The organism is Umezawaea tangerina, from assembly GCF_003002815.1.
GTDB classification, from domain to species: domain Bacteria; phylum Actinomycetota; class Actinomycetes; order Mycobacteriales; family Pseudonocardiaceae; genus Umezawaea; species Umezawaea tangerina.
This window is the reverse complement of sequence record NZ_PVTF01000001.1, coordinates 699169-725177: the sequence shown is the minus strand read 5'-3', so window position 1 is coordinate 725177 and position 26009 is coordinate 699169. Positions and strand designations below refer to the sequence as shown.

The window sequence follows — 26009 nt, the reverse complement described above, 5'->3', positions numbered from 1 at the left end:
GCCTACGGGTCGAGCTCCCTGGCCACGGCCCTGACCACCTCGGCCACCAGCTTCGTGGTCTTGCGGTCCGGGTACCGGTTGCGCCGCAGGTCCGGCTGGATCTTCGTCTCCAGCAGCTTGATCATGTCCTCAACGAGCCCGTGCAGCTCCTCCGCGGGCCTGCGCCGTGCCTCCGCCACCGAAGGAGCCGGGTCGACGAGCCGCACCGACAGCGCTTGCGGGCCGCGCCGCCCCTCGGCCATCCCGAACTCGATCCGCTGGCCGGCCTTCAAGCCTTCGACGCCCGGAGGTAGCGCGGACTTCCGCACGTACACGTCCTCGCCGCCGTCCTGGGTGACGAAGCCGAAGCCCTTCTCCGTGTCGTACCACTTGACCTTGCCGGTCGGCACTGCCCTCACCATTCCCTTGCTTTGACACGACGAAGCGCCCCGGGCGTACCCAGGACGCGTTCCCCCAGAGTAGCCAGAAGACCAGGGCGCGGGCACCTCCGATTGCGCGACTACCCTCGTCGCATGACCGCTCCGAAGCTGATGCCGCTGGCCCTGGGCTTGTTCGCGCTCGGCCTGGTGGCGATCGTGGTGGTGTTCGCGCTGTTCGCCGCGGGCCGGTCGAACCTGCCGATCTGGCTGAACCTCGCCGCGTGGCTGCTGACGCCGGTCGGGCTCGGCCTGGGTGTGGTCAGCGCGGTGCGGAGCTCCCGAGCGCGGAGGCGCTGAGCCGGTCGGCGTTGGCCCGCAGCCAGTCCGGGAACCCGGTCAGGTCGGGCAGCACGAGGTCCGCGCCCTCCTCTTCCAGCTCGCGGGCGCTGCACGGTCCGGTGACCACGCCGACCGCCTCGGCCCCGGCCGCCTTGGCGCCGCGGATGTCGCCGACGTGGTCGCCCACGTACACCGAGGCGCCGTGCAGCCGGAGCGCCTCGGCCTTGCCGGTGGACCAGACGCCGCCGACGAGGTGGTCGACCTCCCAGCCGAACGCCGCCAGGTGCAGCGCGGCGTTCTGGCGGTACTTGCCGGTGACCACCACGACCTCGCCGCCCAGTTCGCGCACCGCGGCGAGCGAGCGCGCGGCGCCGGGCAGCTCGACCGTGGAGGGGATGACGACGTCGGGGTAGAGGGCGCGGAACCGGGCGACCAGGTCCGGGATCTCCTCCTCTGGCACGCCGGAGTCGCGGTAGACCATGTCCAGCGGCGGCCCGAGGTGCGCGGCGAAGGCGGCGCCGTCGAGCGGGTAACCGGACTCCGCGGCGACCGCGTCCATCACGGCGGCCATGCCCGGCCGGGGGTCGATGAGGGTCATGTCCAGGTCGAATCCCACGGTCAACGGCACCGGCCCACTCTACGTGGCTTGACGGAACACGGGCCGGTGTCCAAGTGGTGGGCGCGCGGTGTGTAAAGCTCGGGGCGTGAGTCGAGCCACCGCTCCCGGCCAGCCCCCGAAGGCGTCCCTGCGCGAGGGCCTGCTCGCCGTCGCGGCGGACCTGCTGGCCGCGCGCGGCGTCGCGGGGCTGCGGCTGGCCGACGTGGCGAGCCGCGCGGGCGTGAGCAGGCAGACCGTCTACAACGAGTTCGGCAACAAGGCGGGGCTCGTCCAGGCCGTCGCCGTGCACCGGACGGCCGAGTACCTGGTGGGCGTCGAGGAGAGGCTCGGCGGGGCGACCGACCCGTTCGACGGGATGCGGGACGCGATCACGTTCATGCTGGCGCAGGCTGCGGAGGACCGGCTGGTCACGTCGGTGGTGACCGGCGCGGACGCCGAGGACATGCTGCCGTTCCTGACCACCAGGGGTCTTCCGGTGCTGCTCCCGGCGACCGGGATGGTCGCCAAGCACCTCCGGCGGCGGTGGCCCGACCTGCCCGACGACCGGCTGCACCTGGCCGCCGAGACGACCGTGCGGCTGGCGCTGAGCCACCTGCTGATGCCGAGCGCGCCGCGGGATCAGGCCGTCGAGGCCATGCTGGCGGTCGCTCGGGCGATCCTGCCGCGGGTGGCCTGACCGGCACCGGACGTCCCCGCCCCGTGGGTGATCTCCCACCAGGTGGGCCGCCCCGCACCGCACTCGGCCTTGTTGCCATGATGTTGCGACAAGTGTTCGAGGAGGTCCGCCGGTGGTCGCCATCCGCACCAGGGTCGCCCGCGTCCGGGCGGGCGCGGCGCTCCTCGGTCCCGCGTTCGTGGCCGCCATCGCCTACGTCGACCCCGGCAACGTCGCCACGAACACCGCGGCGGGCGCCCGGTACGGCTACCTGCTGGTGTGGGTCCTGGTCGTGGCCAACGTGATGGCGGGCCTGGTGCAGTACCTGTCGGCCAAGCTCGGCCTGGTCACCGGGATGTCGCTGCCCGAGGCCGTGCGCGACCGGATGCCGAGGTCGGCGCGGCTCGCCTACTGGGGCCAGGCCGAGGTCGTGGCGATGGCGACCGACCTGGCCGAGGTGCTCGGCGGCGCGATCGCGCTCGGCCTGCTGTTCGACCTGCCGCTGGTGCTCGGCGGCCTGGTCACCGGGGTCGTGTCGACGGTGCTGCTGCTGGTCCAGGACCGCGGCGGGCAACGGCCGTTCGAACGGGTCGTCACCGCGCTGCTGGTCGTCATCGCGGTCGGGTTCGCCGCCGGGCTGTTCGTCGACCCGCCGTCGGCGGGGGCGGCGGCCGCCGGCCTGCTCCCCCGGTTCGACGGCGCGGACAGCGTGCTGCTCGCCGCGGGAATGCTCGGCGCGACCGTGATGCCGCACGCCGTCTACCTGCACTCGGCACTGGCCCGCGACCGGCACGGCAGGCCCGCCGAGGGCGCGCCGCGCAAGCGGCTGCTGGCCGCCACGAAGGTCGACGTGGTCGTCGCGATGGTGTTCGCGGGCGCGGTCAACCTGGCCATGCTGCTGCTCGCCGCGAGCGCCTTGCGGGGGTCGTCCGACGTGGACGGGCTCGACGGCGTGCACGCCGCCGTGGACGCGCGGCTCGGCGGCGGGATCGCGCTGCTGTTCGCCGTCGGGCTGCTCGCGTCGGGCTTCGCGTCGACCGCCGTCGGCTGCTACGCGGGTGCCGTGGTGATGGACGGCCTGCTGCGCCGCCGGATCCCGCTGCCCGCCCGCAGGCTGGTAACGCTGGTGCCCGCGCTGGTAGTGCTCGGCGCGGGCGCGGACCCGACGACGGCGCTGGTGCTGTCGCAGGTCGTCCTGTCGTTCGGCATCCCGTTCGCGCTGGTGCCGCTGGTGCGGCTGACCGCGAGCCGGTCGGTGATGGGCACGGCCGCCAACCGGCTCGGCACGACCGTCGCGGCCGGTGCCGTGTCGGTGGCCGTGATCGCCCTCAACCTCGCGCTGGTCTACCTGACGTTCGCGTAGTCCACGCCCAGCGCCTTCAGCGCGGTGGTCAGCGTGCGCAGCACGGCGACGGTGTCGTCCAGCGGCATCTCCGGACTCTCGGTGTACCCGTTGGAGATCCGCTGGGTGACCTCGACGAGCTGCGGGGTGTACCCCTTGCCGTCCAGCTCGGCCCGTTCCTCCACGCCGTTCACCACGATCACCGCCGGGTTGTAGAACGGTTCCGGCACCTCGATCCGGCCGCCGCTGCCGACGATCGTCGCGCGCACCTCCGGCGTGCTGATCAGCGAGCAGGTGAGCAGGGCGTGCGCGCCGCCGGGGTAGGCGAGCAGCAGGGCCGCGTCGGCGTCCACCCCGGTCGGCGCGAGCGAGCCGTGCACGGTGACCGACTCCGGCTCGCCGAGCACCATGTGCGCGAACGACACCGGGTACACGCCGAGGTCCATCAGGGCGCCGCCGCCCAGCGCCGGGTTCCACAGCCGGTGCTCCGGGTCGTAGGCCGCGGTGAAGCCGAAGTGCGCGTGCACCGCCCGCACGTCACCGATCGCGCCCCCGGCCACCAGCTCCCTGATCCGGCGGACCAGCGGGTTGAACCGCGTCCACATGGCCTCCATCAGGAACAGGCCGCGCTCCCGCGCCAGGTCGACCAGCTCCCGCGCGTCCTGGACGCTCAACGTGAACGGCTTCTCGCACAGCACGTGCTTGCCCGCCAGCAGCGCCTCCCGCACCACCGCGTGGTGCTGGGCGTGCGGCGTGGCCACGTAGACCACGTCCACCTCGGGGTCGGCCAGCAGGTCGGCCGTCGCGCCGTAGGCGCGCGGGATGCCGTGCTTGGCGGCGAACTCCTGCGCGCGGGGCAGCGCCCGCGACGACACGGCCACCACTTCGGCACCCCGCACCCGCACCAGGTCCGACGTGACGACGTCGGCGATACCACCGGGGGCGACCACACCCCAACGCACCAGGTTGCTCACAAGGGCGCAGCCTAATCGGGCAAGATCGGGGTATGCGCCTCATCCTCAACCTGATCTGGCTCGTGCTCTGCGGATTCTGGATGGCGGTGGGGTACGCCGTCGCCGGCGTGATCTGCTGCATCCTGATCATCACGATCCCCTGGGGCCTGGCGTCGTTCCGGATCGCCAACTACGCCCTCTGGCCGTTCGGCCGCACCGTCGTCGACCGGCCGACCGCGGGCGCGGCCTCGTTGATCGGCAACATCATCTGGATCGTCTTCGCGGGCATCTGGCTCGCCGTCGGCCACGTCGTCACCGGCATCGCCCTGTGCGTGACCATCATCGGCATCCCCCTGGGCATCGCGAACTTCAAGCTCATCCCCGTCTCCCTGATGCCGCTCGGCAAGGTCATCGTCCCGCTGCCCTAGGGCGTGTATCGAAGTCCGTGTTCGCGGTAGCCGGGCCTGAGGCGGCCCCTGAGGGCACGGCCGACTGGCCCGCATACAACAGCGGTATGCGGGCCAGTCGGCCGCACCGCCAGGAACCACCTCAGGCGCGACTCCCATCGAACGAGACTTCGACACACGCCCTAGTCGCCGACCCGACCGCGGAGGTGGTCGCCACCGGGACCGGTGGGTGATCCGGACAACATCCCCGGCGGTCGCGCGTCCTACGGACATGACCGGGGTCGGGCGGGGGAAAGCGGTTGCGGGCAGTGGGCGCACGGGGATCGCGTTGGCGGTCCTGCTGGTGGTCGGCGCGGGGTGCGCCGGTCCGCCGACGGCGGTGAGCGGGCCGGGTGCCTCGACGTCGGCGACGGCGGAGTCGGTGCCGCTGGACGTGGACCTGCTCCCCGCGCCGGGCAGTTCGTTGTCGGACAAGGGGGTGCTGTCGGGCCACGGTTCCCTCTCGGTGATCGTGACCGTGACCAACACCGGGACGTCGACCACGACGAAGCCGTTGGAGGTGGTCCTGTCGGTGCCGACGGACCACCTGCGCCTGCGCCACCGCGACGACGGCGAGTGGGCCTGCGCGGCGGACGACGGCGGCATGCGGTGCACGATCCCCGACGTCGTCGACCCGGAGGAGTCGTGGCCGGGGCTGCTGGTGGACTTCGACGAGGACACGACGGTCCAGGACACCCTCGTCGTCACCGCGCGCGGTGCGGGCACGGGGGAAGCGGACGTCGACTTCTCGATCGACACCAGCCTCTAGCGCGGGAGCCCCGCCGTCCAGGCGGTCCCCCGGTCCACCGCACTAGTCCAGGCCCAGGATCCCCACGGCCTCCTCGCGCATCTGGATCTTGCGGACCTTGCCGGTGACGGTCATCGGGAACTCGTCGACCACGTGCACGTACCGCGGGATCTTGTAGTGCGCGAGCTTGCCCACGCAGAACTCGCGCAAGGCCTCGGCGGTGAGCTCGGCGACGCCCGGCCGCAGTCGGATCCACGCCATCAGCTCCTCGCCGTAGCGGGGGTCCGGGACGCCGATCACCTGCGCGTCGAGCACGTCCGGGTGGGTGTAGAGGAACTCCTCGATCTCGCGCGGGTACACGTTCTCGCCGCCGCGGATCACCATGTCCTTGATGCGGCCGGTGATGTTGACGTAGTCGTCGTCGTCCATGACGGCGAGGTCGCCGGTGTGCATCCAGCGCGCGGCGTCGATCGCCTCGGCGGTCTTGTCCGGCTGCTCCCAGTACCCGAGCATCACCGAGTAGCCGCGGGTGCACAGCTCGCCGGGGGTGCCGCGCGGCACGGTCCGGCCGTCGACCGGGTCGACGATCTTGACCTCCAGGTGCGGGCCGACCCGGCCGACGGTGGAGACGCGGCGGTCGAGCGAGTCGTCCACGCGGGTCTGCGTGGAGACCGGTGACGTCTCGGTCATGCCGTAGCAGATGGACACCTCGCGCATGCCCATGCGGTCGATGACCTGCTTCATCACCTCCACCGGGCACGGCGACCCGGCCATGATCCCGGTGCGCAGCGACGACAGGTCGTAGGTGTCGAAGTCCGGTTCGGCCAGCTCGGCGATGAACATCGTCGGCACGCCGTAGAGGGAGGTGCAGCGCTCCTCGGCGACCGCGCGCAACGTCGCCGCGGGCGCGAAGCCCTGCGCGGGGATGACCATGCACGCGCCGTGCGAGGTGGCCGCCAGGTTGCCCATCACCATGCCGAAGCAGTGGTAGAAGGGCACCGGGATGCAGATCCGGTCCTCCTCGGTGTAGCCGACCAGCTCGCCGACGAAGTAGCCGTTGTTGAGGATGTTGTGGTGCGACAGGGTCGCGCCCTTCGGGAACCCGGTCGTGCCCGACGTGTACTGCACGTTGATCGGGTCGTCGGCCGACAGCACGGGCAGCTCGGGCCGTTCGGTCGTGGCCAGCAGGTCCGTCCACTCGGGACTTCCGAGCAGCACGACCTGCTCCAGGCCGGAGCACTTCGGCCGGACCTGCTCGACCATGCCCGCGTAGTCGGAGGTCTTGAACTCGCGCGCGGCCACCAGCGTGCGCACGCCGGACTGGTTGAGCACGTACTCCAGCTCGTGCACCCGGTAGGCCGGGTTGACGTTGACCATGATCGCGCCGATCTTGGCCGTGGCGTACTGGACGAGCACCCACTCGGCGCGGTTGGGCGCCCAGATCCCGACCCGGTCGCCGACCCGCACACCGGACGTCAGCAGGCCCGCGGCGAGCGCGTCGACCTCCGCGCCGAGCTCGCGGTAGGTCCAGCGGCGGCCGGTCTCGCACTCGACGAGGGCCTCCCGGTCGCCGAAGCGCGCGACGGCGCGGTCGAAGTCGGCGCCGATCGTGTCGCCGAGCAGGGGAACGGCGGACGTACCGGACGAGTAGCTGACCGTGGACACGTTGACCTCCCGCGACGACGTTGTGGCGCATCCACACCTTCGCACGCGGACCGGCCGAAAGCAGCCTCGTCCGGCGGGTCAGCCGTAGGGGAGCTCGACGACCAGGCAGGGCCCGCCGCTGTACAGGCCCGCGTCGATGGCCAGCACGCGGTCGTCGGCGTACTGGAGCGGGCCGTCGATCTGCTCGGGCAGCACGCCCAGCTGGTCGGCGATGACGCTGTGGCCGTGCACGACGACCTTGCCGCCCAGCTGCTCCAGCATCTGGTCCGCGGTCTCCACGCCGTGGGTGCCGCGGAACGCGTACCGGGTGGTCATCCGGCGCCAGCACTCCCACCAGTCGCCGAGGTCGTTGTCGGCCACGACCTCGCGGACGGCGTCGTTGATCTCCTCCAGGGTGTCGCCGTACTCGAGGTAGGCCATCGTGTCGGAGTGCATCAGCAGGTGGTCGTCGACGAGCGTCATGACGGGCCTGCTGGTGAGCCAGTCGATGTGCTTGTCGGTGAGCCGGTCCTGGTCGCTGCGCAGGCCGCCGTTCATCAGCCAGCTGCGCTCGAAGCTGCGGGCGCTGGGCGCGCCCGGCACCGTGCGGTCGCCGAAGCGGTGCATGCCGAGCAGCAGCACCTCGTGGTTGCCCAGCAGCGCGTTCACGCTGCCGCCCGCCTCCGCGGCCTCGCCGGAGAGCCGCATGACCAGCTCGATCACGCCGATGCCGTCGGGGCCGCGGTCGACGAAGTCACCGAGGAACCAGAGCTCCGACTCCCCACCGCACCAGTCGCCGTCGGAGTCGAGAAGGTCGGCGATGTGCAGGGAACGAGCGAGCTCAGCGAGGTGCCCGTGCACGTCGCCGACCACGAAGAGCTTTCGCCGGTCGGTGTCCACACTCGCGACGATATGCGACTCGCGGTGGTGTCGCCGAAAAGTCGATCAGACCGTCATCAGGTAGTCCGATCCGCGACCACGGCGGATCGGTCCACGGGAGGGACGCGCTCGCCTGCGCGTCCCCCACCGCGACGGTCGGCCCACCCGCCGCCACAGCTTCTCGGCAGTGCCGCTGATCACGTTCCCGGCGGGCACGACGTGCGGTGCGCTCCCCTCGGTCGCCACCGCCCGCGCACGTTCAGCCCTTGCCGGACGGGTCGGCGAACGGGTCGGCGGAGTTGCCGACGAGCTCGGCGATCGAGCTGATGACCCGCGTCGGGCGGAACGGGTACATCTCGGCGGTCGAGTCGGCGGAGATGCCGGACAGCACGAGGATGGTCTGCAGGCCCGCCTCCAGACCCGCGCGGATGTCGGTGTCCATCCGGTCGCCGATCATCAGCGTGTTCGCCGAGTGCGTGCCCAGCGCGCGCAGCGCCGACCTCATCATCAACGGGTTGGGCTTGCCGACGAAGTACGGTTCGCGGCCGGTGGCGCGGGCGATCAGCGCGGCGACGGCACCGGTCGCGGGCAGCGAGCCCTCGCGGCTGGGGCCGGTGGCGTCGGGGTTGGTGGCGATGAACTTCGCCCCCTCCTCGACCAGCCGGATGGCCTTGGTGATCGCGGTGAAGCTGTACGTCCTGGTCTCGCCGAGCACCACGTAGTCCGGGTCGCGGTCGGTCAGCACGTACCCGATCTCGTGCAGCGCGGTCGTCAGACCGGCCTCGCCGATCACGAACGCGGACCCGTTCGGCCGTTGCGAGTCGAGGAACTTGGCGGTGGCCAGCGCGGACGTCCAGATCGCCGTCTCGGGCATGTCCAGCCCGGTGCGCGCCAGCCTGGCCCGCAGGTCGCGCGGCGTGTAGATCGAGTTGTTGGTGAGCACGAGGAACGGGATCCCGTTGCCCGCCAGCTCGGCGACGAACTCACCGGCGCCCGGAATCGGGTGCTCCTCGTGCACCAAGACGCCGTCCATGTCCATCAGGTAGTTCCAACGCTCCGGCATGCGGCACATGATTCACCCGAGCGTGGTGAGCGGCTAGTCAGGTGTGAACATGCGCTCGCGGAACACGTCGATGGTGAGCTTGTTGTACCGCTCCAGCAGGTCGCGCTCCTCCGGCGTGAACTGGGAGAGGACCCTCTCGACGGTCTCCATCGCCCCTTCGAAGAGGTGCGCGAACTTCTCGGAGTTCTGCGGGGTGACCTCGACGAGGACCTTGCGGCGGTCGTGCGGGTCGCGGACCCGGCGGACGTACCCGGCGCGTTCGAGCCGGTCGATCACCCCGGTCACCGCGCCCGTGGACAGCCCGGACAGCTCGGCGATCCGGCCCGCCGTGAGCGGCCCGTCGGCGCGCATGGCCAGGTCGAGGCACTTCTCGTCGGTGGCCGACACGCCCATCTGCTCGGCGACCCTGCTGTGGAACATCACCGTGAGAGCGCTCATCTCGCGCGCGTACCAGGCGAAGCGCTCCAGCACGTCCGTCGGCACCTCGGCCATGACCACACTCCTCTTGGCTTGTTCAACATCTTAGCGACTAAGAAACGGCGTCCCACCTCTGCCTTGTGGGTGACGACAACTAACGCCTGCGTCACAGGCCCGTCTTGGGACGCCACCCACAAGTGATTCCGCATTACCCTGGCGGAGGTGACAGCAGTCGAACTCGGGTTGCCAGTCGTGCGCGGCACGCCGGACGCCTCCACGCGTCCGAACACACCCGGCCTGGTCGACCGCTTCGGCCGGGTCGCCACCGACCTCAGGGTCTCGCTGACCGACCGGTGCAACCTCCGGTGCACCTACTGCATGCCCGCCGAGGGCCTGGACTGGCTTCCCCAGCCCGAGGTGCTCAGCGACGACGAGCTGGCGCGGTTGCTCGCCATCGCCGTCACCCGGCTCGGCGTGACCGACGTCCGGTTCACCGGCGGCGAACCGCTGCTGCGCCGCGGCCTGGAGGACGTGATCTCGGCCACCGCGGCGCTGCGACCGCGACCGAAGATCTCCATGACCACCAACGGCCTGTCCCTCGCCAGGCGCGCGGACTCCCTCGTCGCGGCGGGCCTGAACCGGGTGAACGTATCGCTGGACACCCTCGACCGGGCCAGGTTCCACGAGCTGACCAGGCGCGACCGGCTGCACGACGTGTTCGAGGGCATGGCCGCCGCCCGCGCCGCGGGCCTGGACCCGGTGAAGGTCAACTCCGTGCTGCTGCGCGGCGTGAACGAGGACGAGGCCGTGCCGCTGCTCAGGTTCGCCGTCGAGAACGGCTACCAGCTGCGGTTCATCGAGCAGATGCCGCTCGACCCCCAGCACGGCTGGGACCGCACCAGCATGGTCACCGCCGCCGAGATCCTCGACTCCCTCGCCACCGGCTTCACCCTCACCCCCGAACCCGCCGCCCGCGGCGGCGCCCCCGCCGAACGCTGGCTCGTCGACGGCGGCCCCGCCGTCGTCGGCGTCATCGCCTCGGTCACCAGGCCGTTCTGCGCCGCCTGCGACCGCACTCGCCTCACCGCCGACGGCCAGCTCCGCAACTGCCTGTTCAGCCAGTCCGAGACCGACCTGCGCGCCCCGCTGCGGTCCGGCGCGTCCGACGACGAGATCGCCGACATGTGGCGCGCCACCATGTGGGCCAAGGCCGCGGGCCACGGCATCAACGACGCGGGCTTCCACCAGCCCGACCGGCCCATGAGCGCAATCGGAGGATGAGTTGCCCGAACTGACGATCCGGTACTTCGCGGGGGCCCGAGCGGCCGCGGGGGTACCGGACGAGAGCATCCCGCTCACCGGCGGGGCGACGGTGGCCGACGTGCTTACGCTGGTGCACGAACGGCACGGGGAACCACTGGCACGGGTGCTCGCCGCCGCCAGCTTCCTGCTCGACGGGGTGGCGGTGCGGGATCGCGGGATTCCGGTGCGGTCCGGGGCACTGCTGGACGTGCTGCCGCCGTTCGCCGGGGGCTGAGGGGTTCTCTCCGGGACTTGGAGGTACTGCCGCCGCAGGCGCTCGCGGCAGTTCTGGTTCGCGCTGTGCGCTTGCGGTCCGCGGGCGGTAGTTCGGCGATACCCCTGTACTGCCGCTGCTCGCCGGGGCTGAGGGGTTCTTGCCGGGACTTGGGCACCGCCCGCCGGGAACCGCGGGAATCCTGGGTTCGATAGGCGCCCGCGGTCCGCGGGCGGTAGTTCGGCGATACCCCTGCACTGCCGCTACTCGCCGGGGCCGAGGGGTTCTTGCCGGGACTTGGGCACCGCCCGCCGGGAACCGCGGCAGTCCTGGGTTCGACACACGCCCGCCGTCCGCGAGCGGCAGTTCAGCGATACCCCTGCACTGCCGCTACTCGCCGAGGCTGAGGGGTTCTTGCCGGGACTTGGGGGCACCGCCCGCCGGAGACCGCGGCAGTCCTGGGTTCGATATGCGCCCGCCGTCCGCGAGCGGCAGTTCAGCCATGCCCGGTGTGCTGCCGCCGTTCGCCGAGGGCTGGGCGGGGTGGGCGCTGCGGCGGATCGTCAGCGGTCGGCGCAGTGGGGTCGGCGACCGAGCTGACCTGATGGGGCAGTGGTGTCGGTGGGGTTCGCGGATGCGTGCGTTCGGCGGTCGTCGTGTCGCGGATGCGTGCCGCGGTGTCCTCTACATACGCGTAGGGGTGTCCTCTATATAGAGGACAGCTCTCGCGTACTCGGGGGACAGTCCGCTGGCTCATGGCGGAGCGGGAGTCCCCCGCTTGGGTGGGCCCCCCGATTCGAACCTACCGAGGGGGTACGACAGTTTTCGGTGGGTGATCACCTGGGGTGATCTTGGGGATCGTGGTGGAGGGGCTCGGGGATTCGGTGGGTGGACCCTGCGGGCGGTGGGGCCAAGGCGGGGGCGGTGGGGATGTCCTCCGGTCGGTCGTGGTGGGCGGTCGTCGTAGAGAGTGCATCCGAGGGGGCGGGGCCGCAACCGGTGCGGGATCTCGCGGTGGGGGCGGGTCGGGATTTCCGGCGGGCGGAATTGCGGGTGCGCGGAATGGCGCATGTTCGCCGCGAAGATCGTTCGTGTTCGTCGTGAAGATCGTTGGCGGCGGTCGGCGGAGGTGATCCACCGGCTTGCGAGGGACCCTCATTTCGGACGCCGCGAATCGGTTTCGGGGGACTTGGCGGGGGTGCCCGAGTGGAGCAATCACGTGAGGCACGCCTCACTTAGGGTGATTTATCTCGACCGATCTCAGTACGGATACGGCCCGGTAACGACGCTCCTACCAGGAGAAACAGACCCTCCACCGCAGACCGCGATTCGTCACTGTGGCGTGCGTCACGGCCCGAATCGTTTGGGTTCCCGGCAGCGGTTACGTACGGTCGCTAATCGACTGGCCCCGACCAGTCACGAGCACTACCGGGAGACCGAGCACCGAGCCCTGTCCAGCGGTCCCCCGGCAAACAACCCCGAGCGAGAAAACCCGCCGGACAGGGGCTGAGGAACACCACCGGGCCCGAACCCGAGTTCCGCACGCAGGTGCTGGTGGACCGTGAGGAAAATGATTTCTTACCGAGGCAAGCACCGCCAGCTGTCCAGTGCCGCTCGCAGCATCGCCAAGGTCGCGGTGGCCGGCATCATCGTCGGTGCACCGCTCAGCATGGCCGCCGGTACAGCCCAAGCCCAGGGCGACGTGAACTGGGACGCCGTCGCGCAGTGCGAAAGCGGCGGGAACTGGAGCATCAACACCGGCAACGGCTACTACGGTGGCCTGCAGTTCTCCCCCGGTACGTGGGCCGCGAACGGCGGCTCCGGCTCGGCCGCGGGCGCTTCCCGCGAGGAGCAGATCCGCGTGGCCGAGAACGTCCTCCAGTCGCAGGGCATCGGCGCGTGGCCGGTCTGCGGCCAGCGCGGACTCGGCGGCGGCGGCACCCCCGCGGCGGCACAGGCCCCCGCCCCGCAGCGACAGGCGACCCCGGCCCCGACGCAGCAGCGCGCGGCCCAGGCGCCGGTCCAGCAGCAGTACGCGGCCCCCGTGGTGGTCGCACTGCCGACGACGAACCCGAACGGCGACTACGAGATCAAGGCGGGCGACACCCTGTCGAAGATCGCCGACGAGCAGAAGGTCGAAGGGGGCTGGCAGAAGCTGGCCGAGCTCAACAAGGAGTTCATCCCGAACCACGACCTGATCCTGCCCGGCCAGAAGATCGCCACGAAGTAGGCATTTGGCTTGCAGGCCCTCCAACCGCTGTTCGTGGCGGTTGGAGGGTTTTGGCGTTGGGGTGGCGCTTTGCCTACCTGAGAAGTGCGGTGCCCACCAAGTGGTGAAGCCCGGCCCCCGGCGCGCGATTGTCTCAATGCTTGATCTTGCTTGTCAAGACGATGAAGCTGTCTTGACAAGCAAGATCAAGCAGGAGGGCGCTGTGGATCGGGGGCAGAGGGGAAGTCTGGCTTCGCCAGCATCAGGCTCCGCCTGACCAAGCATCGGACTCCGTCCGACACTGCATCCTCGCTGCGCGTCGGACAAGGCATCGGCTGGCGCCGACAAGGCCCCAGGCGCTCCGCGCCGGATGGGCGCTGGCGGGCTTCGCCCATCGGGGCGGGGTTGGTGGGTGGCTGGCCGGCTTTGTCTGACGGGTCGTTCTTATGGGCAGTTGACCCATTCGTCTGTGCCGTCGGTGAAGACCTGGCGTTTCCAGACGGGGAGGCGGCGTTTGACCTCGTCCACCAGTTCTGAGCAGACGGCGAAGGCTTCTTTGCGGTGTTCGGCTGCTACGGCGACGGCCAGGGCGACGTCGCCGATGGACAGTGGGCCGATGCGGTGGGAGACGGCGAGGGCGCGGACGCCGGAGTAGCGGGTGGCGATGTCTGCGGCGACTTCGGCGACGATGTCTGCGGCGCTGGGGTGGCCGACGTATTCGAGTTCGCGGACCGAGCGGCCGTGGTCGTGGTCGCGGACTACGCCGGCGAAGGTGACGACGGCGCCTGCGCCGGCGTCCTCGACGAGGGCGGCGTGTTCTTCGAGGGAGAGCGGGGTTTCGCTGACGGTGGCGCGCAGCACGGCTGCCGGGCCGGTGTGGAGGGGGGCGGTGGCGTGGACGTGGTCGCCGCCGCGGAGCTGGTCGACGGCGTGGTCGACGACCAGGCCGAGGATGTCGAGGCCGTCGCGGACGCCGCCGGTGGAACCGGGGAGGTTGACGACGAGGGTGCGGCCGGCGACGCCTGCCAGGCCGCGGGACAGGACGGCGGTCGGGACGGTGGGCCAGCCGGAGTTGCGGATGGCGTCGGCCAGGCCGGGGACCTCGTAGTCGAGGACGGAGCGGGTGGCCTCGGGGGTGCGGTCGGTGGGGTTGATGCCGGTGCCGCCGGTGGTGACGACGACGTTGACCTCGGCCGCGACAGCCTGGCGGAGGGCGTCGGCGACGGGTTCGCCGTCGGGGACGACGACGGCGTCGGGGACCTCGAAACCCTTGCCGCGCAACCACTCCACGATCAACGGGCCGCCGCGGTCCTCGTAGACCCCGGAGGCGGCGCGGTTGGAAGCGGTGATGACTCGAGCCGTGTTCATCTGCCCTCCGGGCGGATCCAGGTGCCGGACTTGCCGCCGTCCTTGCGCTCGACGCGCACCGCGTCGATGGACGCGCACGGGTCGACGGCCTTCACCATGTCGTGCAAGGTCAGACCGGCGACGGAGACGGCCGTGAGGGCCTCCATCTCGACACCGGTCCGGTCGGTCGTGCGGACGGTGGCGGAGATGCGGATCTCGGCCTCGCCCAGGACGAGGTCGACCCGCACGCTCGACAACGACAGCGGGTGGCACAGCGGCACCAGTTCGGACGTGCGCTTCGCGGCCATGATGCCCGCGATCCTGGCGGTCGCGAGCGCGTCACCCTTGGGCAGGTCGTCCCCGGCGAGCAGCGCCACGACCTCTGCCGTCGTGTGCACCACGCCGGTCGCCACCGCGGTTCTCGCGGTGGGCTCCTTGCCGGAGACGTCGACCATGCGGGCCGCGCCGCTGGAGTCCAGATGGGTGAACTGCTTGGTCATGCCCTCGACTTTAGTGCGGACACCAAGTACCGCCGTTCCAGCCGGGGCGTTCCTCGACACCCCGGCGAGAACTGGTCACCGGGCGCTCAGGCCTGCGCGGCGGCCGTCTGCTTGCGCACGGCCTCGGCCACCGCGCCCGACACCGTGGCGTCGAAGACGCTGGGCACGATGAACGACGCGTTGAGCTGGTCCGGCGACACCACGTCGGCGATGGCGTTGGCGGCGGCCAGCAGCATCGAGTCGGTGATGGTGCTGGCGTGCGCGTCGAGCAGACCGCGGAACACGCCGGGGAACGCGAGCACGTTGTTGATCTGGTTCGGGAAGTCGCTGCGCCCGGTGGCCACGACGGCGGCGTGCTGCTGGGCCTCCATCGGGTCGATCTCGGGGTCCGGGTTGGCCAGCGCGAACACGATGGCGTCGGAGTTCATCGTGGCGACCTGGGCGGCGCCGAACAGGTTCGGCGCGGACACGCCGATGAACACGTCCGCCTCGACGAGCGCGTCGTGCAGGCGGCCCTTGGCGTTCTTCTTGTTCGTGCGCTCGGCGATGGACTTGAGGTTGCTGTCCATGTTCTCGCGGTCGCGGTGCACGATGCCGTCGACGTCCACGGCGATCACGTCGCCGGGCGTCTGCTGGAGCAGCAGGCGGATGATCGCCGAACCCGCGGCACCCGCGCCGCAGACCACGATCTTGCAGTTGCGGATGTCCTTGCCGACGACGCGCAGGGCGTTGCGCAGGGCGGCGACGACCACGATGGCCGTGCCGTGCTGGTCGTCGTGGAAGACCGGGATGTCCAGGAGCTCGCGCAGCCGGGCCTCGATCTCGAAGCAGCGCGGCGCGGCGATGTCCTCCAGGTTGATGCCGCCGTAGACCGGCGCCAGGATCTGCACCGTGCGGATGATCTCCTCGGTGTCCTGGGTGTCCAGGCAGATCGGCCACGCGTCGACGCCCGCGAACTTCTTGAACAGCGCGGCCTTGCCCTCCATCACGGGCAGGGCGGCGGCGGGGCCGATGTTGCCGAGGCCCAGCACGGCCGACCCGTCGGTCACGACGGCGACGGTGTTGCGCTTGATCGTCAGCCTGCGCGCGTCCTCGGGGTTCTCCGCGATCGCCTGGCAGATGCGGGCCACACCGGGGGTGTAGGCGCGGGAGAGGTCGTCGCGGTTGCGCAGCGGGACCTTCGACGTGACCTCGATCTTGCCGCCGAGGTGGACCAGGAACGTGCGGTCCGACACCTTGCGGACGACGACGCCGGGGGACGTCTCCAGCGTGTCGGTGATGTCCTTCGCGTGGTTCGCGGACAGGGCGTTGCACGTGAGGTCGATGACGACGCGGTCGCCGTGGGACTCCACGACGTCGAACGCCGTGATCACGCCACCCGCTCGCCCGACCGCACCGGTCAGGTCACCGGCGGCGCTCGCCGAAGGCGGTGCCTCCAGTCGAACGGTGATCGAGTAACCAGGGCCGGGGACCGGCATCGAACCTCCCACGTCAAGTACTGCCCACGCGGTGGTCGAGCCTAGTCTCCGAGCCATTACGGAACGCGCGCGGCTCGGCGAATGGAGTCACGCCTGGGCCGCCGCCCGCGGGGGCGGCGGCCCGGCGGCGGGACTACCTGTTGATCTCGGTCACCGGGTGCCGGTAGGGCAGCTCCTCGGCCGCCAGCGGGAAGGTGACGACGCCGAAGGGCGACTGCGCCCCCTGGCTGTCGCTGGCGAGCTCGCTCACGACGTGCTCGCCCTCGGGCACTACGGGCCAGTGCGGGTCGATGCGCTCAGGGCGTGCGGCCTTCGCCACGATTCCTCCTCGGTGGTGCTTACGTCGGGACAAGTGTGCCCGATCAGGGCGCGCACATATACCGTGGTGCAGATGTCCGGCACCACTCTGGCCGACTGGCTGCGCGCACAGGACGACTCGGTGCTCGTAGCGCTCCTGCGCGCCCGCCCGGACCTGGCCACGCCCGTCCCGGCCGACACGGCGGTGCTGGCGGCCCGGATCGGCACCCGCGCGTCGGTCTCGCGGGCGTGCGAGGACCTGGACACGTTCACCCTGACGGTGCTCGAGGCGCTGCTGGTGCTGGACGCGGACCTGAACCCGGTGCCGCAGCCCGACCTGGCCCGGCTGCTGGGCAAGGACGTCAAGGCCAGGCCGCTCAAGCAGGCACTGGCCGCGCTGCGCGCCCGCGCCCTGCTGTGGGGCCCGGACGAGGCCCTGTCGACCCCGCCCGCCTCGCGGGACGCGGTGGCCGCGTTCCCCGCGGGCCTCGGCCGTTCGGTGCCCGCCCTCGCGGACGTGGACCTGAGCCCGCTGGGCGAGGACGAGCTGCGGGTGCTCAAGACGCTGGCCGACGGCCCGCCGATCGGCCAGACCAGGGACGCCGCGCTGGTCGTGGCGCTGGAGCAGGCGAAGACCCCGATCCAGAAGCTGCTGGCCCGCGGGCTGCTGATCCGCCGCGACGGCCAGACCGTCGAGCTGCCGCGCGAGGTCGGCCTGCTGGTGCGCGGCGACCGCCCGCTGGGCCGGATCCAGGTCACCGAGCCGTCGATGAGGACCACCTCGCTGGACGTCGCCGTCGTGGACGAGACGGGTGCCGGCGAGGCGCTGGAGCTGCTCCGCCACGTCGAGTCGCTGATCTCGGCGTGGTCGGCCGACCCGCCGTCGGTGCTGCGCACGGGCGGGCTGGGCGTGCGCGAGATGCGCAGGATCGCCAAGGACCTGGAGGTCGACGAGCAGCGGGCCGCGCTGCTGGTCGAGGTGGTCGTGGCCGCCGGGCTGGTGGGCGACAGCGAGGGCGCCGAGCCCGAGTGGGTGCCGACCGCGCTGGCCGACACCTGGCTGACCGCCACCCCCGAGGTGCGCTGGTCGACGCTGGCTCAAGCGTGGCTGGACCTGCCCCGGCTGCCCGGCCTGGTCGGGCAGCGCGACGAGCGCGAACGGCTGCTGAACCCGCTGTCGGCCGAGCTGAACCGCCCGAACGCGCCGCGCGACCGGCGCTGGGTGCTGGAGGCGCTGGCGGGCCTCGAGCCGGGCACGACCGTGACGAACGCCGGTGAGCTGGCCGCCGTGCTGGCGTGGCGCGCGCCCCGCCGGGGCGGGCGGCTGCGCGACGAGCTGGTCCGCTGGACGATGGCCGAGGGCACCGCGCTGGCCGTGCTGTCCAGGGGCGCGATCACCACCGCCGGCCGGGTGCTGCTCAGCGAGGGCCCCGCACTGGCGGCCAAGCAGCTGTCGGACTCGCTGCCGGCGCCCGTCGACCACTTCCTGGTGCAGGCGGACCTGACCGTGGTGGCGCCCGGCAGGCTGGAGCCGGAACTGGCCGACGACCTGGCGCTGGTGGCCGACGTCGAGTCGGCGGGCGGCGCCACGGTGTACCGGGTGGGCGAGGGCTCCGTGCGCCGCGCGTTCGACGCCGGGCGCACGGCCTCCGACCTGCACGAGCTGTTCCGCAAGGGGTCGAGGACACCGATCCCGCAGTCGCTGACCTACCTGATCGACGACGCGGCCCGCAAGCACGGGAGGCTGCGCGGCGGTGCCGCCGGGTCGTTCCTGCGCTGCGACGACCCGGTGCTGCTCACCGAGGTCATGGCGCACCCGGCCGCGGACGCGCTGGAGCTCCGCAAGATCGCCCCCACGGTCCTGGTCAGCCCGCTGCCGCTGGCCGACGTCCTGGACGGGCTGCGCGGGGCGGGCTTCTCCCCCGCCGCCGAGGGCCCGGACGGCCGGGTGCTCGACCTGCGGGTGGGCGGCAGGCGCATCCCCGGCAAGTCCCGTGCGACGCGCAGGCCGGTGCACGTGCCGACGCCGAGCGAGGACCAGCTGTCCGAGCTGGTGCGGCTGGTCAGGGCGGGCGACCGGGCGCGGTCCACCCAGCGCGGCGAGCGGATCTCCGTGCCCGCGAACCACGGCAACGGCCCGTCGGCCACGCTGGGTCTGCTCCAGCGGGCGGCGAAGGACGGGCGCAGCGTGCTGGTCGACCTGGTCGACTCGCACGGCACGGCGGCGACCCGCGTGATCAAGCCCCAGATCGTCGGCGGCGGCGTGCTGGAGGGCTACGACCTCAGCTACGGCGAGGTCCGCCGCTTCCCGCTGCACCGCATCACGTCCGCGGCGCTCGTCGAGGACTGAGCCCACCGGCACGAGCAGGTCCGAAGGGTCATCAGTAGCCGGCAACCGCGGTCAGGGCATGCCGAAGGCCTGGTGCGGTCCCCTGCGGAAGGGGGATCGCACCAGGCGTCGACCTGGCGGGACTAACCCGCTCGGACGGACATCCACTGGCGCATGGCGTGCTCGACAAGCGTGATCAACGTCTGCTTGGTCGACTGCCGGTTCCGCGCGTCGCAAGTCACTATCGGCACGGACTGGTCGATCGTCAGCGCCTCCCGCACGTCTTCGATGCGGTGGTGCAGCAACCCGTCGAAGCAGTTCACGCCGACGACGTACGGCAGCTGCCGGTCGTCGAAGAAGTCGATCGACGCGAACGCGTCGGCCAACCTCCTGGTGTCGACCAGGACGATGGCGCCGATGGCGCCACGGACCAGGTCGTCCCACATGAACCAGAACCGGTGCTGACCCGGCGTACCGAACAGGTACAGGATCAGGTCGCTGTCCAGGGAGACGCGTCCGAAGTCCATCGCGACGGTGGTGGTGACCTTGTTCGGCGTCGCCGACAGGTCGTCCACACCCGCGCTGGCTTCGGTCATCACCGCCTCGGTGGTCAACGGCACGATCTCGGACACCGAGCCGACGAAGGTCGTCTTGCCCACGCCGAAGCCACCCGCGACCACGATCTTCGCGGAGGTCGTCGGCTTCCGTGCGCCCTCGGCGCCCTGGGGACTAGAGCCTGCGAAGCCCACTGAGCACCCTCTCAAGGAAGTCAATGGAAGGTCGGTCTCCCACGACCAGACCACCCTGGTGAATCAAAACCAAACCCATGCTGGCCATGTCCCCGATCAACACCCGGACGACGCCTAGCGGCAGTCGGAGGTGGGCGGCCACTTCGGCCACCGAACGGGTGTCCGTGCAGATCCCGCAAATCGACCGGTGTTCTGGGAGCACCGCCGCGTCACGTTCCAGCCCGCGCTCACTGGTGGACACCAGTGCCTCGATGGCCAGATCGTAGTCCGGTCGTGTGCGACCACCGGTCCGGGTGTACGGACGGACCAGCGAACCCGATTCGGCCGCCGGGTTCTCCTCGCGCCGCACGATCGGCTGCTGGCCGGTCGTGTACGGCAGTTGTTCCGGAACGCTGTCGGGCAGGTTGTGGGCACCGAAGAGATCCGCACCCGGTCCGCCGAACAGACCACTTCCGTACCCGTCGATGTCGAAACGGTTCGGCACGTCGTCGTAGTCGTACGACGAATCGTCAACCTCACGCTGAGACATGTCGTCTAGCCCCTGCCCTGTGCCATCGATCTCCGCGCTCTCGCGTTTCGGTCGCCCGCGTTTCCGCCGGACAACCGGTTTGACGCTGGGCACTGCTTCCTCGTCCGGTTCCTCATCCGGCGCGGGGTCAGCGGCGTCCGGATCCGAGAACTGGAAACCCCCGACCGCCCACTCCTGGTAGTTGAAACCGCTACCGAAGCGACGTCCGTGGGCGCCCGATCTCTCAGCCATCTCCGCTCACCCCCACGCTCTCATGAGGTCTACCGCCTTACCACGCCCTGGAGCTGAGCGCGCAGCTCCGGGGTGAGTTGCTGTCCGACCCGTTCGACCAACAAGGTCATCTCGTACGCGACGAGACCGATGTCGCAGTTGGGCGCGGCGAGTACGGCGAGGCACGAACCGTCGCTGATGGACATCAGGAACAGGTAACCCCGTTCCATCTCGACCACGGTCTGGTTCACGCCACCGGCCTCGAAGCAGCGAGCAGCGCCTGCGGTGAGACTCACCAGACCGGACGCCACCGCGGAAAGCTGTTCGGCTCGGTCACGTGGCAAGCCCTGCGAGCCGGCGAGCAGAAGCCCGTCCGCCGACACGACTACGGCGTGCGCAACACCGGGTACCCGGCGCACGAAGTCGGTGATTAGCCAACCAAAGCTGCCTGGCTGAGCTGCGGTCGTCACTCCTGCTCCTCGTCTTGCCGGCTCGACTGGTCACCAGCGTAAGCGTCGATCAACGCGTGTCGCCCTCGTCGGACGCCCTGCTGAAGACTCGACATCCGTCCACGGATCGCGTCAGGCGATCGTGGTGGCAGCGGGGGCCGCTGCGATTGCTGCGCCGACGGGATCTTCGGCGCGGCTGACCCTGGCACAAGCTGAGCCTTGGGCACCCGCTTGGGCAACCCCGCTTGTGTCTTGGCGTCTGGCGTCTTGCTGAGCAGTGCTTGGGCAGCGGACCAGCCTTCGTCGGCCGGGGACTGCCAAGCGCTTTCGGCGGTCGGTTCCGCCTGCATCTGTGGGGCCTCCTGCTCCTCGACCTGCTCCACCACTGCCTCGGCAACCGGCTCGGGTTCCCGGACAGGTGCGGCTTCCGGCCTCGGGGCTCGCTTCGGCAGTCCCGAAGCCGACAGACCGTCGAGCCTTGAGGGTACGGAAACCTCGGTTGTGGTGGGAGCGACAGCCGGAACGGGTTTCGGCCGTCGGGTCGGCAAGGGCACTTCCTCTTGGTCCGAGAGGGGGATCTCGGGTTCGGCCACCGGGAGGCCCGCGGGCTTCTCGGCGGGCGGGACCGCCTGGGCCTTGGCGGCGGAGGTCTCGCTCCCGACGGCCTGGAACCACTGGGACAGGACCGCCTCGTAGATCGGCAGCCGCTCGGTCGGGGCGTCGAGGTCGTGGTCGACCTCCTTGCGCGCGGGCGTGTGGCCGTTGCGCCGCTCCGGCTCGGGCTCCGCGACGGCCGCACGCGGCACCACGGGCTCGAAGCGGGTCGTCTCGTAGCCGGTCTCGAACGGGGCCGAGGCGTCCTCGCCGCGGTCCTCGTAGGCGGTGAACAGGGTCTGCTCACCCGTCGTGGCGGCGGCCGGGGTGCCGTTGCGCTCGGGCCAGGACCGGTCGGGCTGGTCCTGCTCGCCGGACATCGGCAGCCAGACGCCGGAGTCCTCCTCGGGGCGGGTGACGCCGAAGGACGGCACCGCGTTCGCGTCGGGGACCGACTCGCGCTGCACGAAGCTGACCGGCATGTTCAGGTCCGGCTTCGGGTAGCTGCCCGTGGGGCTGAACTCCTGCGACGGGAACCCGCCGGTGTGCTCCGCGCTCTGCGACCCGAAGCCGTTGGTCCCGGTCTGGGAGGGGAAGCCGCCGGTGTGCTCCGCGCCGCCCTGGGGCGGGAAGCCGGGCGAGCTGTCGTCGTCGAACCGCGGCGAGCTGCTGGTGAAGGCACCGGCGATGCCGCTGGCCCGCTGGGCCGGGTGGAAGTCCGTGAGGGACTCCGACGGCGACCCCATGGGGGCACCGGCGGCACCGGGCGCCTGGACCAGCGTGCCGGGGACGACGACGAGCGCGGTGGTGCCGCCCTCGATGTCCTCGTTGACCCGCAGCCGGACCTTGATGTCGTGCCGCTTGGCCAGCCGGGCGACCACGTACAGGCCCATCCGGCGGGACACGGCGACGTCGACGTCCGGCGGGTCCGCCAGCCGCTCGTTCGCGTCGATGATGTCCTGCTCGGCCATGCCGACGCCGCGGTCCTGGATCTCGATGGCCAGTTCACCCTTGCGGGTGCGGGCCGTCCGGACCGTGACCTTCGTCACGGGGTCGGAGAACGCGGTCGCGTTGTCCAGCAGCTCGGCGACCAGGTGCACGAGGTCGTTGACCGCGCGGCCCTGGACCGTGAGCTCCGGGGTCTGGCCGACCTGCACGCGGGCGTACTGCTCGACCTCGGACACCGCGGCGCCCAGGACCTCGGCCGCGGGGACGGGCCGGGTGAGCCTGCGCGAGAGGTCGGTGCCGGAGAGGACCAGGAGGTTCTCCGAGTTGCGCCGCATGCGGGTCGCGAGGTGGTCGAGCTCGAACAGGCTGGCGAGCTGGTCGGGGTCCTGCTCGTCCTGCTCCAGCCGGTCGATCAGGTTGAGCTGGCGTTCGACCAGCGCCTGGGAGCGGCGGGACAGGTTGACGAACATCGCGTTGACGTTGTCGCGCAGGAGGGCCTGCTGGGCCGCCAGGCGGACCGCCTCGCCGTGCACCGCGTCGAACGCCCGCGCCACCTGCCCGACCTCTTCGTTGGTCGTGATGGGCACCGGCGCGATGGCGTTCTGGGCCGCGAGCTGCGGGTTCGGGTCGGCGAGGATCTTGCCGACCGCCTCCGGCAGACCGTGGTCGGCCACCGCGAGGGCGGTGCGGCGCAGGATGCGCAGCGGGTTGAGGATCGACCTCGCGACGAACAGGGCCATCGCCAGCGCCAGCAGCAGCGCGGCGAGCACGATGCCGGAGTCGCGGAACGCGGCGGCGCGGGCCTGGCCGGTCTGCTCGTCGGTGCGGTTCTGCAGCTGCTCCAGGAGCAGGTTCTCCACGTCGCGCGTCAGGTTCACCGTCAGCGTGGACGCGATGTCCCACTTCTCCGCGCGGAGGCTGTCCAGGCTCTGGTTGGCCGCCGCCAGGTTCAGCGCCGACTCCTGCATGTCGTTCGCCGTGTCGACGATCAGACCCGTGACGGTGTCGTCGTAGATCTTCGCCTGGTCGGGCGTCGCGGACTTGCGGAAGTCGTTCCTCGCGGCGTCGAGCTCGGCGTTCGCCGCGAGCAGCACGCGCTGCTGGCTCGCGGGGAAGTCCTGGCGCTGGAAGACGTCGAGCAGGATGCCGCGCTTGCGGGACTCCTGCTCCTTGATGCGCGCGATCGCGTTGGTGGCGAGGTGCAACCTCACCAGCTCGGGGTCGTTGATGCCCGCGATGGCCTGTTCACCGAGGTCGAGGAGGCTCTCCACCGACTCGGAGTAGGTGCGCAGGACGGCGTCCGAGGGGTACGCGGTGTCGCGCACGGCGTTGCGCAGGCTGTTGAGGCGCTTGAGCTGCTCGGCCGCGCGGCGGAAGCGCTCCGCCACGGCGGGGTCGAGGTCGCCGCTGAGTTCGGTGATCTTGGTCTGCAGAGCGTCCGAGGTGTCGTTCACCCGGCGCAGCTGGCGGTCGAGCACCACGCGGTCGACCTGCTTGCCCGAGGCCACGTGGCTCGCGCTCAGGTCGCGCTCGCGCTGGAGCTGCTGCACCAAGTCGGCGACCGAGCTCTCCAGCTGCACCTCGTTGGCGAGCTGGTTGAAGTCGGTGGCGCTCTGCAGGTCCGTCTGCACCCGGAGGCCGCCGAGCGCGAGCGCGGCGACGGTCGGGATGAGCAGGACGGCGAAGAGCTTGGTCCGAAGGCGCCAGTTGCGCAGCCTCAAGCTCGACGTACGGGCGCTCTGCGCATCTGTTGCGCTGTTCTGCGGCACGTCGGTTTTTCCAGATCCCGTCGACTCGGTCACAGTTGCATCACGTAGCGCAGCCAGTCCGTCACCCGTTTCGGGCCTATCGGAGCGCGGTGCGGTCCCCGCGCCGGACTGGCTGGGACCTCTCTCTCGTCGGGCCACCCTGGGCTTCCTCTTCCGGCAGCAGTGTCCCCGGCCTCTCCCCAGGACCGAAGTATGGACTCGCAAAATCGGGCCAAAATGCAGCACAGGAGCCTAGCGCCGACCAAGCGCTCCATTCTGCTCCAGGAACCCGACGGTCCGCTAGAACCTGTACCACCCGGCCGGCAGCGTAATGGTCCAGCCCTACTTGATGGAAGCCTCTAGCAGCACGCACCGTATCGAGTTGGGCTGTCGCTTCATGCGTTCGGGTGGTTAACATCCCCGAACGTCGAAACCTAGCTGCCTCTGTGCCACCTCCCCGGTGACGCGACGTCAGTATGGCAAGTGACGACGAACACTGATCAACTCGACTCCCCGAGTCAACAGGCGAGAGGTGCCATGCCTACCCGAGCGCATGTTCTGCGACGTGCGGCAGCGCTGGTCGCGTGTGCCCTGACCGTCGTCTCGACCACTGCCGGATGCAGCCTGCTGCCCGGTGGCGGCGACAGCGGTGCGACCGACATCGAGCGCAACACCCTGCGGATCGGCGTCATGCCGGTCGTGGACGTGGCCCCGCTGCGCATCGCGATCAACGACAAACTGTTCGAGAAGGCCGGCCTTCAGGTCCAGCTCGTGCCCCAGACCAGCGAGGACGAGGGCATCAAGCAGCTCGACACCACGCTGGACGTCACCTGGGCCAGCCACGTGACCCTGTTCCGCAAGGTCGCCGAGGGCACCCAGCTGCAGCTGCAGGGCGAGGCCTACCAGGCGGGCGCCAACTCGATGGCACTGGTCTCGACCGACGCGTCCTACGACGCCCCGGCGAAGAAGTCGAACCCGCGCATCGCCGTGAACAGCGCGGACGACATCGGCGCGCTGACCACGAAGGCCGTGCTCGACACGGCGGGCATCGAGAAGCAGAAGATCAACTTCATCGAGATGCCGTTCGAGCAGATGCAGCAGGCGATGCAGTCCAAGACCGTCGACGCGGCCTGGATGATCGAGCCCTTCATCACCAAGGTCCAGCGCGAGACCGGTGCCCGGATCGTCACCGACACCGCGATCGGCCCGACGAAGGACTTCCCGATGTCCGGGTACGCGGCGAGCAAGAAGTTCGCCGACGGCAACCCCAAGACGCTGGCGCTGTTCCGCTCGGTGCTGCGCGACGCGCAGCAGAACGCGTCGAACAACAAGCTCAGCGTGCAGGACGTGCTGAGCAGCTACGTCGACGTCGACCAGCAGACCGCGGCGCTGGTCTCAGTCGGCACGTTCCCGCTGTCGCTCAACCCGATCCGCCTCCAGCGGGTCGCGGACATGATGGACACCGAGGACGTGCTGCCGGGCAGGCTCGACGTGCAGCAGCTGCTGCCACCGGGTACGACCAGCTAGTTCCCCGGTCGCAAGACCCGGAAGACGAGCGGAGGGGCGGCCGGTCGCACAACGCGACCGACCGCCCCTCCGTCTCGTGCACCGTGGGGGGAGGCACTCCCGACTACCGGGTCGG

Annotated in this window: 25 protein-coding genes; 10 read left to right on the top strand and 15 right to left on the bottom strand. The window is 70.8% G+C overall.

Annotated features, from left to right (window positions below; all coding sequences use genetic code 11):
- Positions 1-2 precede the first annotated feature (2 nt).
- The gene (locus tag CLV43_RS03445; protein WP_106185445.1) at positions 3-389 is read right to left on the bottom strand and encodes a cold-shock protein; all 387 of its coding nucleotides are present in this window, start codon (positions 387-389) and stop codon (positions 3-5) included.
- Positions 390-512: 123 nt separating this feature from the next.
- Here CLV43_RS03445 and CLV43_RS03440 point away from each other — a divergent pair, with 123 nt between their 5' ends.
- On the top strand, positions 513-716 hold the full coding sequence (locus CLV43_RS03440) for a hypothetical protein (RefSeq protein WP_106185444.1): 204 nt from the start codon (positions 513-515) through the stop codon (positions 714-716).
- On the opposite strand, the gene CLV43_RS03435 is transcribed toward CLV43_RS03440, so the two are convergent.
- Positions 679-1326, bottom strand: a complete 648-nt coding sequence (locus CLV43_RS03435) for an HAD family hydrolase (protein ID WP_106185443.1) — start codon at positions 1324-1326, stop codon at positions 679-681. The two genes, CLV43_RS03440 and CLV43_RS03435, sit on opposite strands and share 38 nt — an antisense overlap.
- A gap of 76 nt (positions 1327-1402) precedes the next feature.
- Between CLV43_RS03435 and CLV43_RS03430 the strand changes: the two genes are divergently transcribed.
- Both CLV43_RS03430 and CLV43_RS03425 read left to right on the top strand, forming a co-directional pair.
- A complete protein-coding gene (locus CLV43_RS03430; RefSeq protein WP_106185442.1) occupies positions 1403-1993 on the top strand; it encodes a TetR/AcrR family transcriptional regulator in 591 nt (196 codons plus the stop codon).
- A 112-nt stretch (positions 1994-2105) separates the two neighbouring features.
- Entirely contained in the window at positions 2106-3335 is a 1230-nt protein-coding gene (locus tag CLV43_RS03425; RefSeq protein ID WP_106185441.1) for an Nramp family divalent metal transporter, read from the top strand.
- Here CLV43_RS03425 and CLV43_RS03420 read toward each other — a convergent pair.
- Positions 3317-4288 carry a Gfo/Idh/MocA family protein gene (locus tag CLV43_RS03420; RefSeq protein WP_106185440.1) on the bottom strand — a complete coding sequence of 324 codons (972 nt, stop codon included), beginning with the start codon at positions 4286-4288 and terminating at the stop codon, positions 3317-3319. The genes CLV43_RS03425 and CLV43_RS03420 overlap by 19 nt on opposite strands.
- A 32-nt stretch (positions 4289-4320) precedes the next feature.
- Here CLV43_RS03420 and CLV43_RS03415 point away from each other — a divergent pair, with 32 nt between their 5' ends.
- A complete protein-coding gene (locus tag CLV43_RS03415; RefSeq protein ID WP_106185439.1) occupies positions 4321-4695 on the top strand; it encodes a YccF domain-containing protein in 375 nt (124 codons plus the stop codon).
- Between the two features lie 250 nt (positions 4696-4945).
- Positions 4946-5482 (top strand): hypothetical protein, encoded by a 537-nt coding sequence (locus CLV43_RS03410; protein ID WP_146174627.1) that lies wholly within the window; start codon positions 4946-4948, stop codon positions 5480-5482.
- 42 nt (positions 5483-5524) lie between these two features.
- Here CLV43_RS03410 and CLV43_RS03405 read toward each other — a convergent pair whose 3' ends face one another.
- From CLV43_RS03405 to CLV43_RS03390, 4 genes are all read right to left on the bottom strand, one after another.
- The gene (locus tag CLV43_RS03405) at positions 5525-7126 is read right to left on the bottom strand and encodes an AMP-binding protein (RefSeq protein ID WP_106185437.1); all 1602 of its coding nucleotides are present in this window, start codon (positions 7124-7126) and stop codon (positions 5525-5527) included.
- Between the two features lie 78 nt (positions 7127-7204).
- Positions 7205-8005 (bottom strand): metallophosphoesterase family protein, encoded by an 801-nt coding sequence (locus CLV43_RS03400; protein ID WP_245886096.1) that lies wholly within the window; start codon positions 8003-8005, stop codon positions 7205-7207.
- 238 nt (positions 8006-8243) lie between these two features.
- Positions 8244-9047 (bottom strand): HAD-IIA family hydrolase, encoded by an 804-nt coding sequence (locus CLV43_RS03395; protein ID WP_106185436.1) that lies wholly within the window; start codon positions 9045-9047, stop codon positions 8244-8246.
- 33 nt (positions 9048-9080) lie between these two features.
- Positions 9081-9539, bottom strand: a complete 459-nt coding sequence (locus CLV43_RS03390; RefSeq protein WP_106185435.1) for a MarR family winged helix-turn-helix transcriptional regulator — start codon at positions 9537-9539, stop codon at positions 9081-9083.
- Between the two features lie 147 nt (positions 9540-9686).
- Here CLV43_RS03390 and moaA point away from each other — a divergent pair, with 147 nt between their 5' ends.
- The 3 genes from moaA to CLV43_RS03375 all read left to right on the top strand — a co-directional run bounded on the left by moaA (position 9687) and on the right by CLV43_RS03375 (position 13210).
- A complete protein-coding gene (gene moaA, locus CLV43_RS03385) occupies positions 9687-10745 on the top strand; it encodes a GTP 3',8-cyclase MoaA (RefSeq protein WP_106185434.1) in 1059 nt (352 codons plus the stop codon).
- A 1-nt stretch (position 10746) separates the two neighbouring features.
- The gene (locus CLV43_RS03380; RefSeq protein ID WP_106185433.1) at positions 10747-11001 is read left to right on the top strand and encodes a MoaD/ThiS family protein; all 255 of its coding nucleotides are present in this window, start codon (positions 10747-10749) and stop codon (positions 10999-11001) included.
- A 1552-nt stretch (positions 11002-12553) separates the two neighbouring features.
- Positions 12554-13210 carry a LysM peptidoglycan-binding domain-containing protein gene (locus CLV43_RS03375; protein WP_106185962.1) on the top strand — a complete coding sequence of 219 codons (657 nt, stop codon included), beginning with the start codon at positions 12554-12556 and terminating at the stop codon, positions 13208-13210.
- Between the two features lie 423 nt (positions 13211-13633).
- Here CLV43_RS03375 and CLV43_RS03370 read toward each other — a convergent pair whose 3' ends face one another.
- From CLV43_RS03370 to CLV43_RS03355, 4 genes are all read right to left on the bottom strand, one after another.
- Positions 13634-14557, bottom strand: coding sequence for a molybdenum cofactor biosynthesis protein MoaE (locus CLV43_RS03370; RefSeq protein WP_106185432.1), 924 nt, complete (start codon positions 14555-14557; stop codon positions 13634-13636).
- On the bottom strand, positions 14554-15036 hold the full coding sequence (moaC, locus tag CLV43_RS03365; protein ID WP_106185431.1) for a cyclic pyranopterin monophosphate synthase MoaC: 483 nt from the start codon (positions 15034-15036) through the stop codon (positions 14554-14556). The genes CLV43_RS03370 and moaC overlap by 4 nt, the downstream gene beginning before the upstream one ends.
- A gap of 86 nt (positions 15037-15122) precedes the next feature.
- The gene (locus CLV43_RS03360) at positions 15123-16514 is read right to left on the bottom strand and encodes an NAD-dependent malic enzyme (RefSeq protein WP_106185430.1); all 1392 of its coding nucleotides are present in this window, start codon (positions 16512-16514) and stop codon (positions 15123-15125) included.
- Positions 16515-16647: 133 nt separating this feature from the next.
- Positions 16648-16833 (bottom strand): hypothetical protein, encoded by a 186-nt coding sequence (locus CLV43_RS03355; RefSeq protein ID WP_106185429.1) that lies wholly within the window; start codon positions 16831-16833, stop codon positions 16648-16650.
- A 72-nt stretch (positions 16834-16905) separates the two neighbouring features.
- Between CLV43_RS03355 and CLV43_RS03350 the strand changes: the two genes are divergently transcribed.
- Positions 16906-19161, top strand: coding sequence for a helicase-associated domain-containing protein (locus tag CLV43_RS03350; RefSeq protein WP_106185961.1), 2256 nt, complete (start codon positions 16906-16908; stop codon positions 19159-19161).
- Positions 19162-19283: 122 nt separating this feature from the next.
- Here CLV43_RS03350 and CLV43_RS03345 read toward each other — a convergent pair whose 3' ends face one another.
- The 4 genes from CLV43_RS03345 to CLV43_RS03330 are packed head-to-tail and all read right to left on the bottom strand — an operon-like array spanning position 19284 to position 24340.
- On the bottom strand, positions 19284-19889 hold the full coding sequence (locus CLV43_RS03345) for a GTP-binding protein (RefSeq protein ID WP_106185428.1): 606 nt from the start codon (positions 19887-19889) through the stop codon (positions 19284-19286).
- Positions 19870-20649: a DUF742 domain-containing protein gene (locus CLV43_RS03340; protein ID WP_245886095.1), complete on the bottom strand. Its 780-nt coding sequence runs from the start codon at positions 20647-20649 to the stop codon at positions 19870-19872. Before CLV43_RS03340 ends, CLV43_RS03345 begins: the two co-directional genes overlap by 20 nt.
- 29 nt (positions 20650-20678) lie before the next feature.
- The gene (locus CLV43_RS03335) at positions 20679-21098 is read right to left on the bottom strand and encodes a roadblock/LC7 domain-containing protein (RefSeq protein ID WP_106185427.1); all 420 of its coding nucleotides are present in this window, start codon (positions 21096-21098) and stop codon (positions 20679-20681) included.
- Positions 21095-24340, bottom strand: coding sequence for a sensor histidine kinase (locus CLV43_RS03330; RefSeq protein WP_245886094.1), 3246 nt, complete (start codon positions 24338-24340; stop codon positions 21095-21097). The genes CLV43_RS03335 and CLV43_RS03330 overlap by 4 nt, the downstream gene beginning before the upstream one ends.
- A 564-nt stretch (positions 24341-24904) precedes the next feature.
- Here CLV43_RS03330 and CLV43_RS03325 point away from each other — a divergent pair.
- On the top strand, positions 24905-25894 hold the full coding sequence (locus tag CLV43_RS03325) for an ABC transporter substrate-binding protein (protein ID WP_106185425.1): 990 nt from the start codon (positions 24905-24907) through the stop codon (positions 25892-25894).
- The last annotated feature ends 115 nt before the right edge of the window (positions 25895-26009 follow it).

What these genes read in the sequence shown, in the direction of transcription:
- CLV43_RS03440 (WP_106185444.1), top strand. Translation starts at nt 513, where the DNA reads ATGACCGCTCCGAAGCTGATGCCGCTGGCCCTGGGCTTGTTCGCGCTC.
- CLV43_RS03415 (WP_106185439.1), top strand. Translation starts at nt 4,321, where the DNA reads ATGCGCCTCATCCTCAACCTGATCTGGCTCGTGCTCTGCGGATTCTGG.
- CLV43_RS03410 (WP_146174627.1), top strand. Translation starts at nt 4,946, where the DNA reads ATGACCGGGGTCGGGCGGGGGAAAGCGGTTGCGGGCAGTGGGCGCACG.
- CLV43_RS03395 (WP_106185436.1), bottom strand. Translation starts at nt 9,047, where the DNA reads ATGCCGGAGCGTTGGAACTACCTGATGGACATGGACGGCGTCTTGGTG.
- CLV43_RS03390 (WP_106185435.1), bottom strand. Translation starts at nt 9,539, where the DNA reads ATGGCCGAGGTGCCGACGGACGTGCTGGAGCGCTTCGCCTGGTACGCG.
- CLV43_RS03370 (WP_106185432.1), bottom strand. Translation starts at nt 14,557, where the DNA reads ATGAACACGGCTCGAGTCATCACCGCTTCCAACCGCGCCGCCTCCGGG.
- moaC (WP_106185431.1), bottom strand. Translation starts at nt 15,036, where the DNA reads ATGACCAAGCAGTTCACCCATCTGGACTCCAGCGGCGCGGCCCGCATG.
- CLV43_RS03360 (WP_106185430.1), bottom strand. Translation starts at nt 16,514, where the DNA reads ATGCCGGTCCCCGGCCCTGGTTACTCGATCACCGTTCGACTGGAGGCA.
- CLV43_RS03350 (WP_106185961.1), top strand. Translation starts at nt 16,906, where the DNA reads ATGTCCGGCACCACTCTGGCCGACTGGCTGCGCGCACAGGACGACTCG.
- CLV43_RS03340 (WP_245886095.1), bottom strand. Translation starts at nt 20,649, where the DNA reads ATGGCTGAGAGATCGGGCGCCCACGGACGTCGCTTCGGTAGCGGTTTC.
- CLV43_RS03325 (WP_106185425.1), top strand. Translation starts at nt 24,905, where the DNA reads ATGCCTACCCGAGCGCATGTTCTGCGACGTGCGGCAGCGCTGGTCGCG.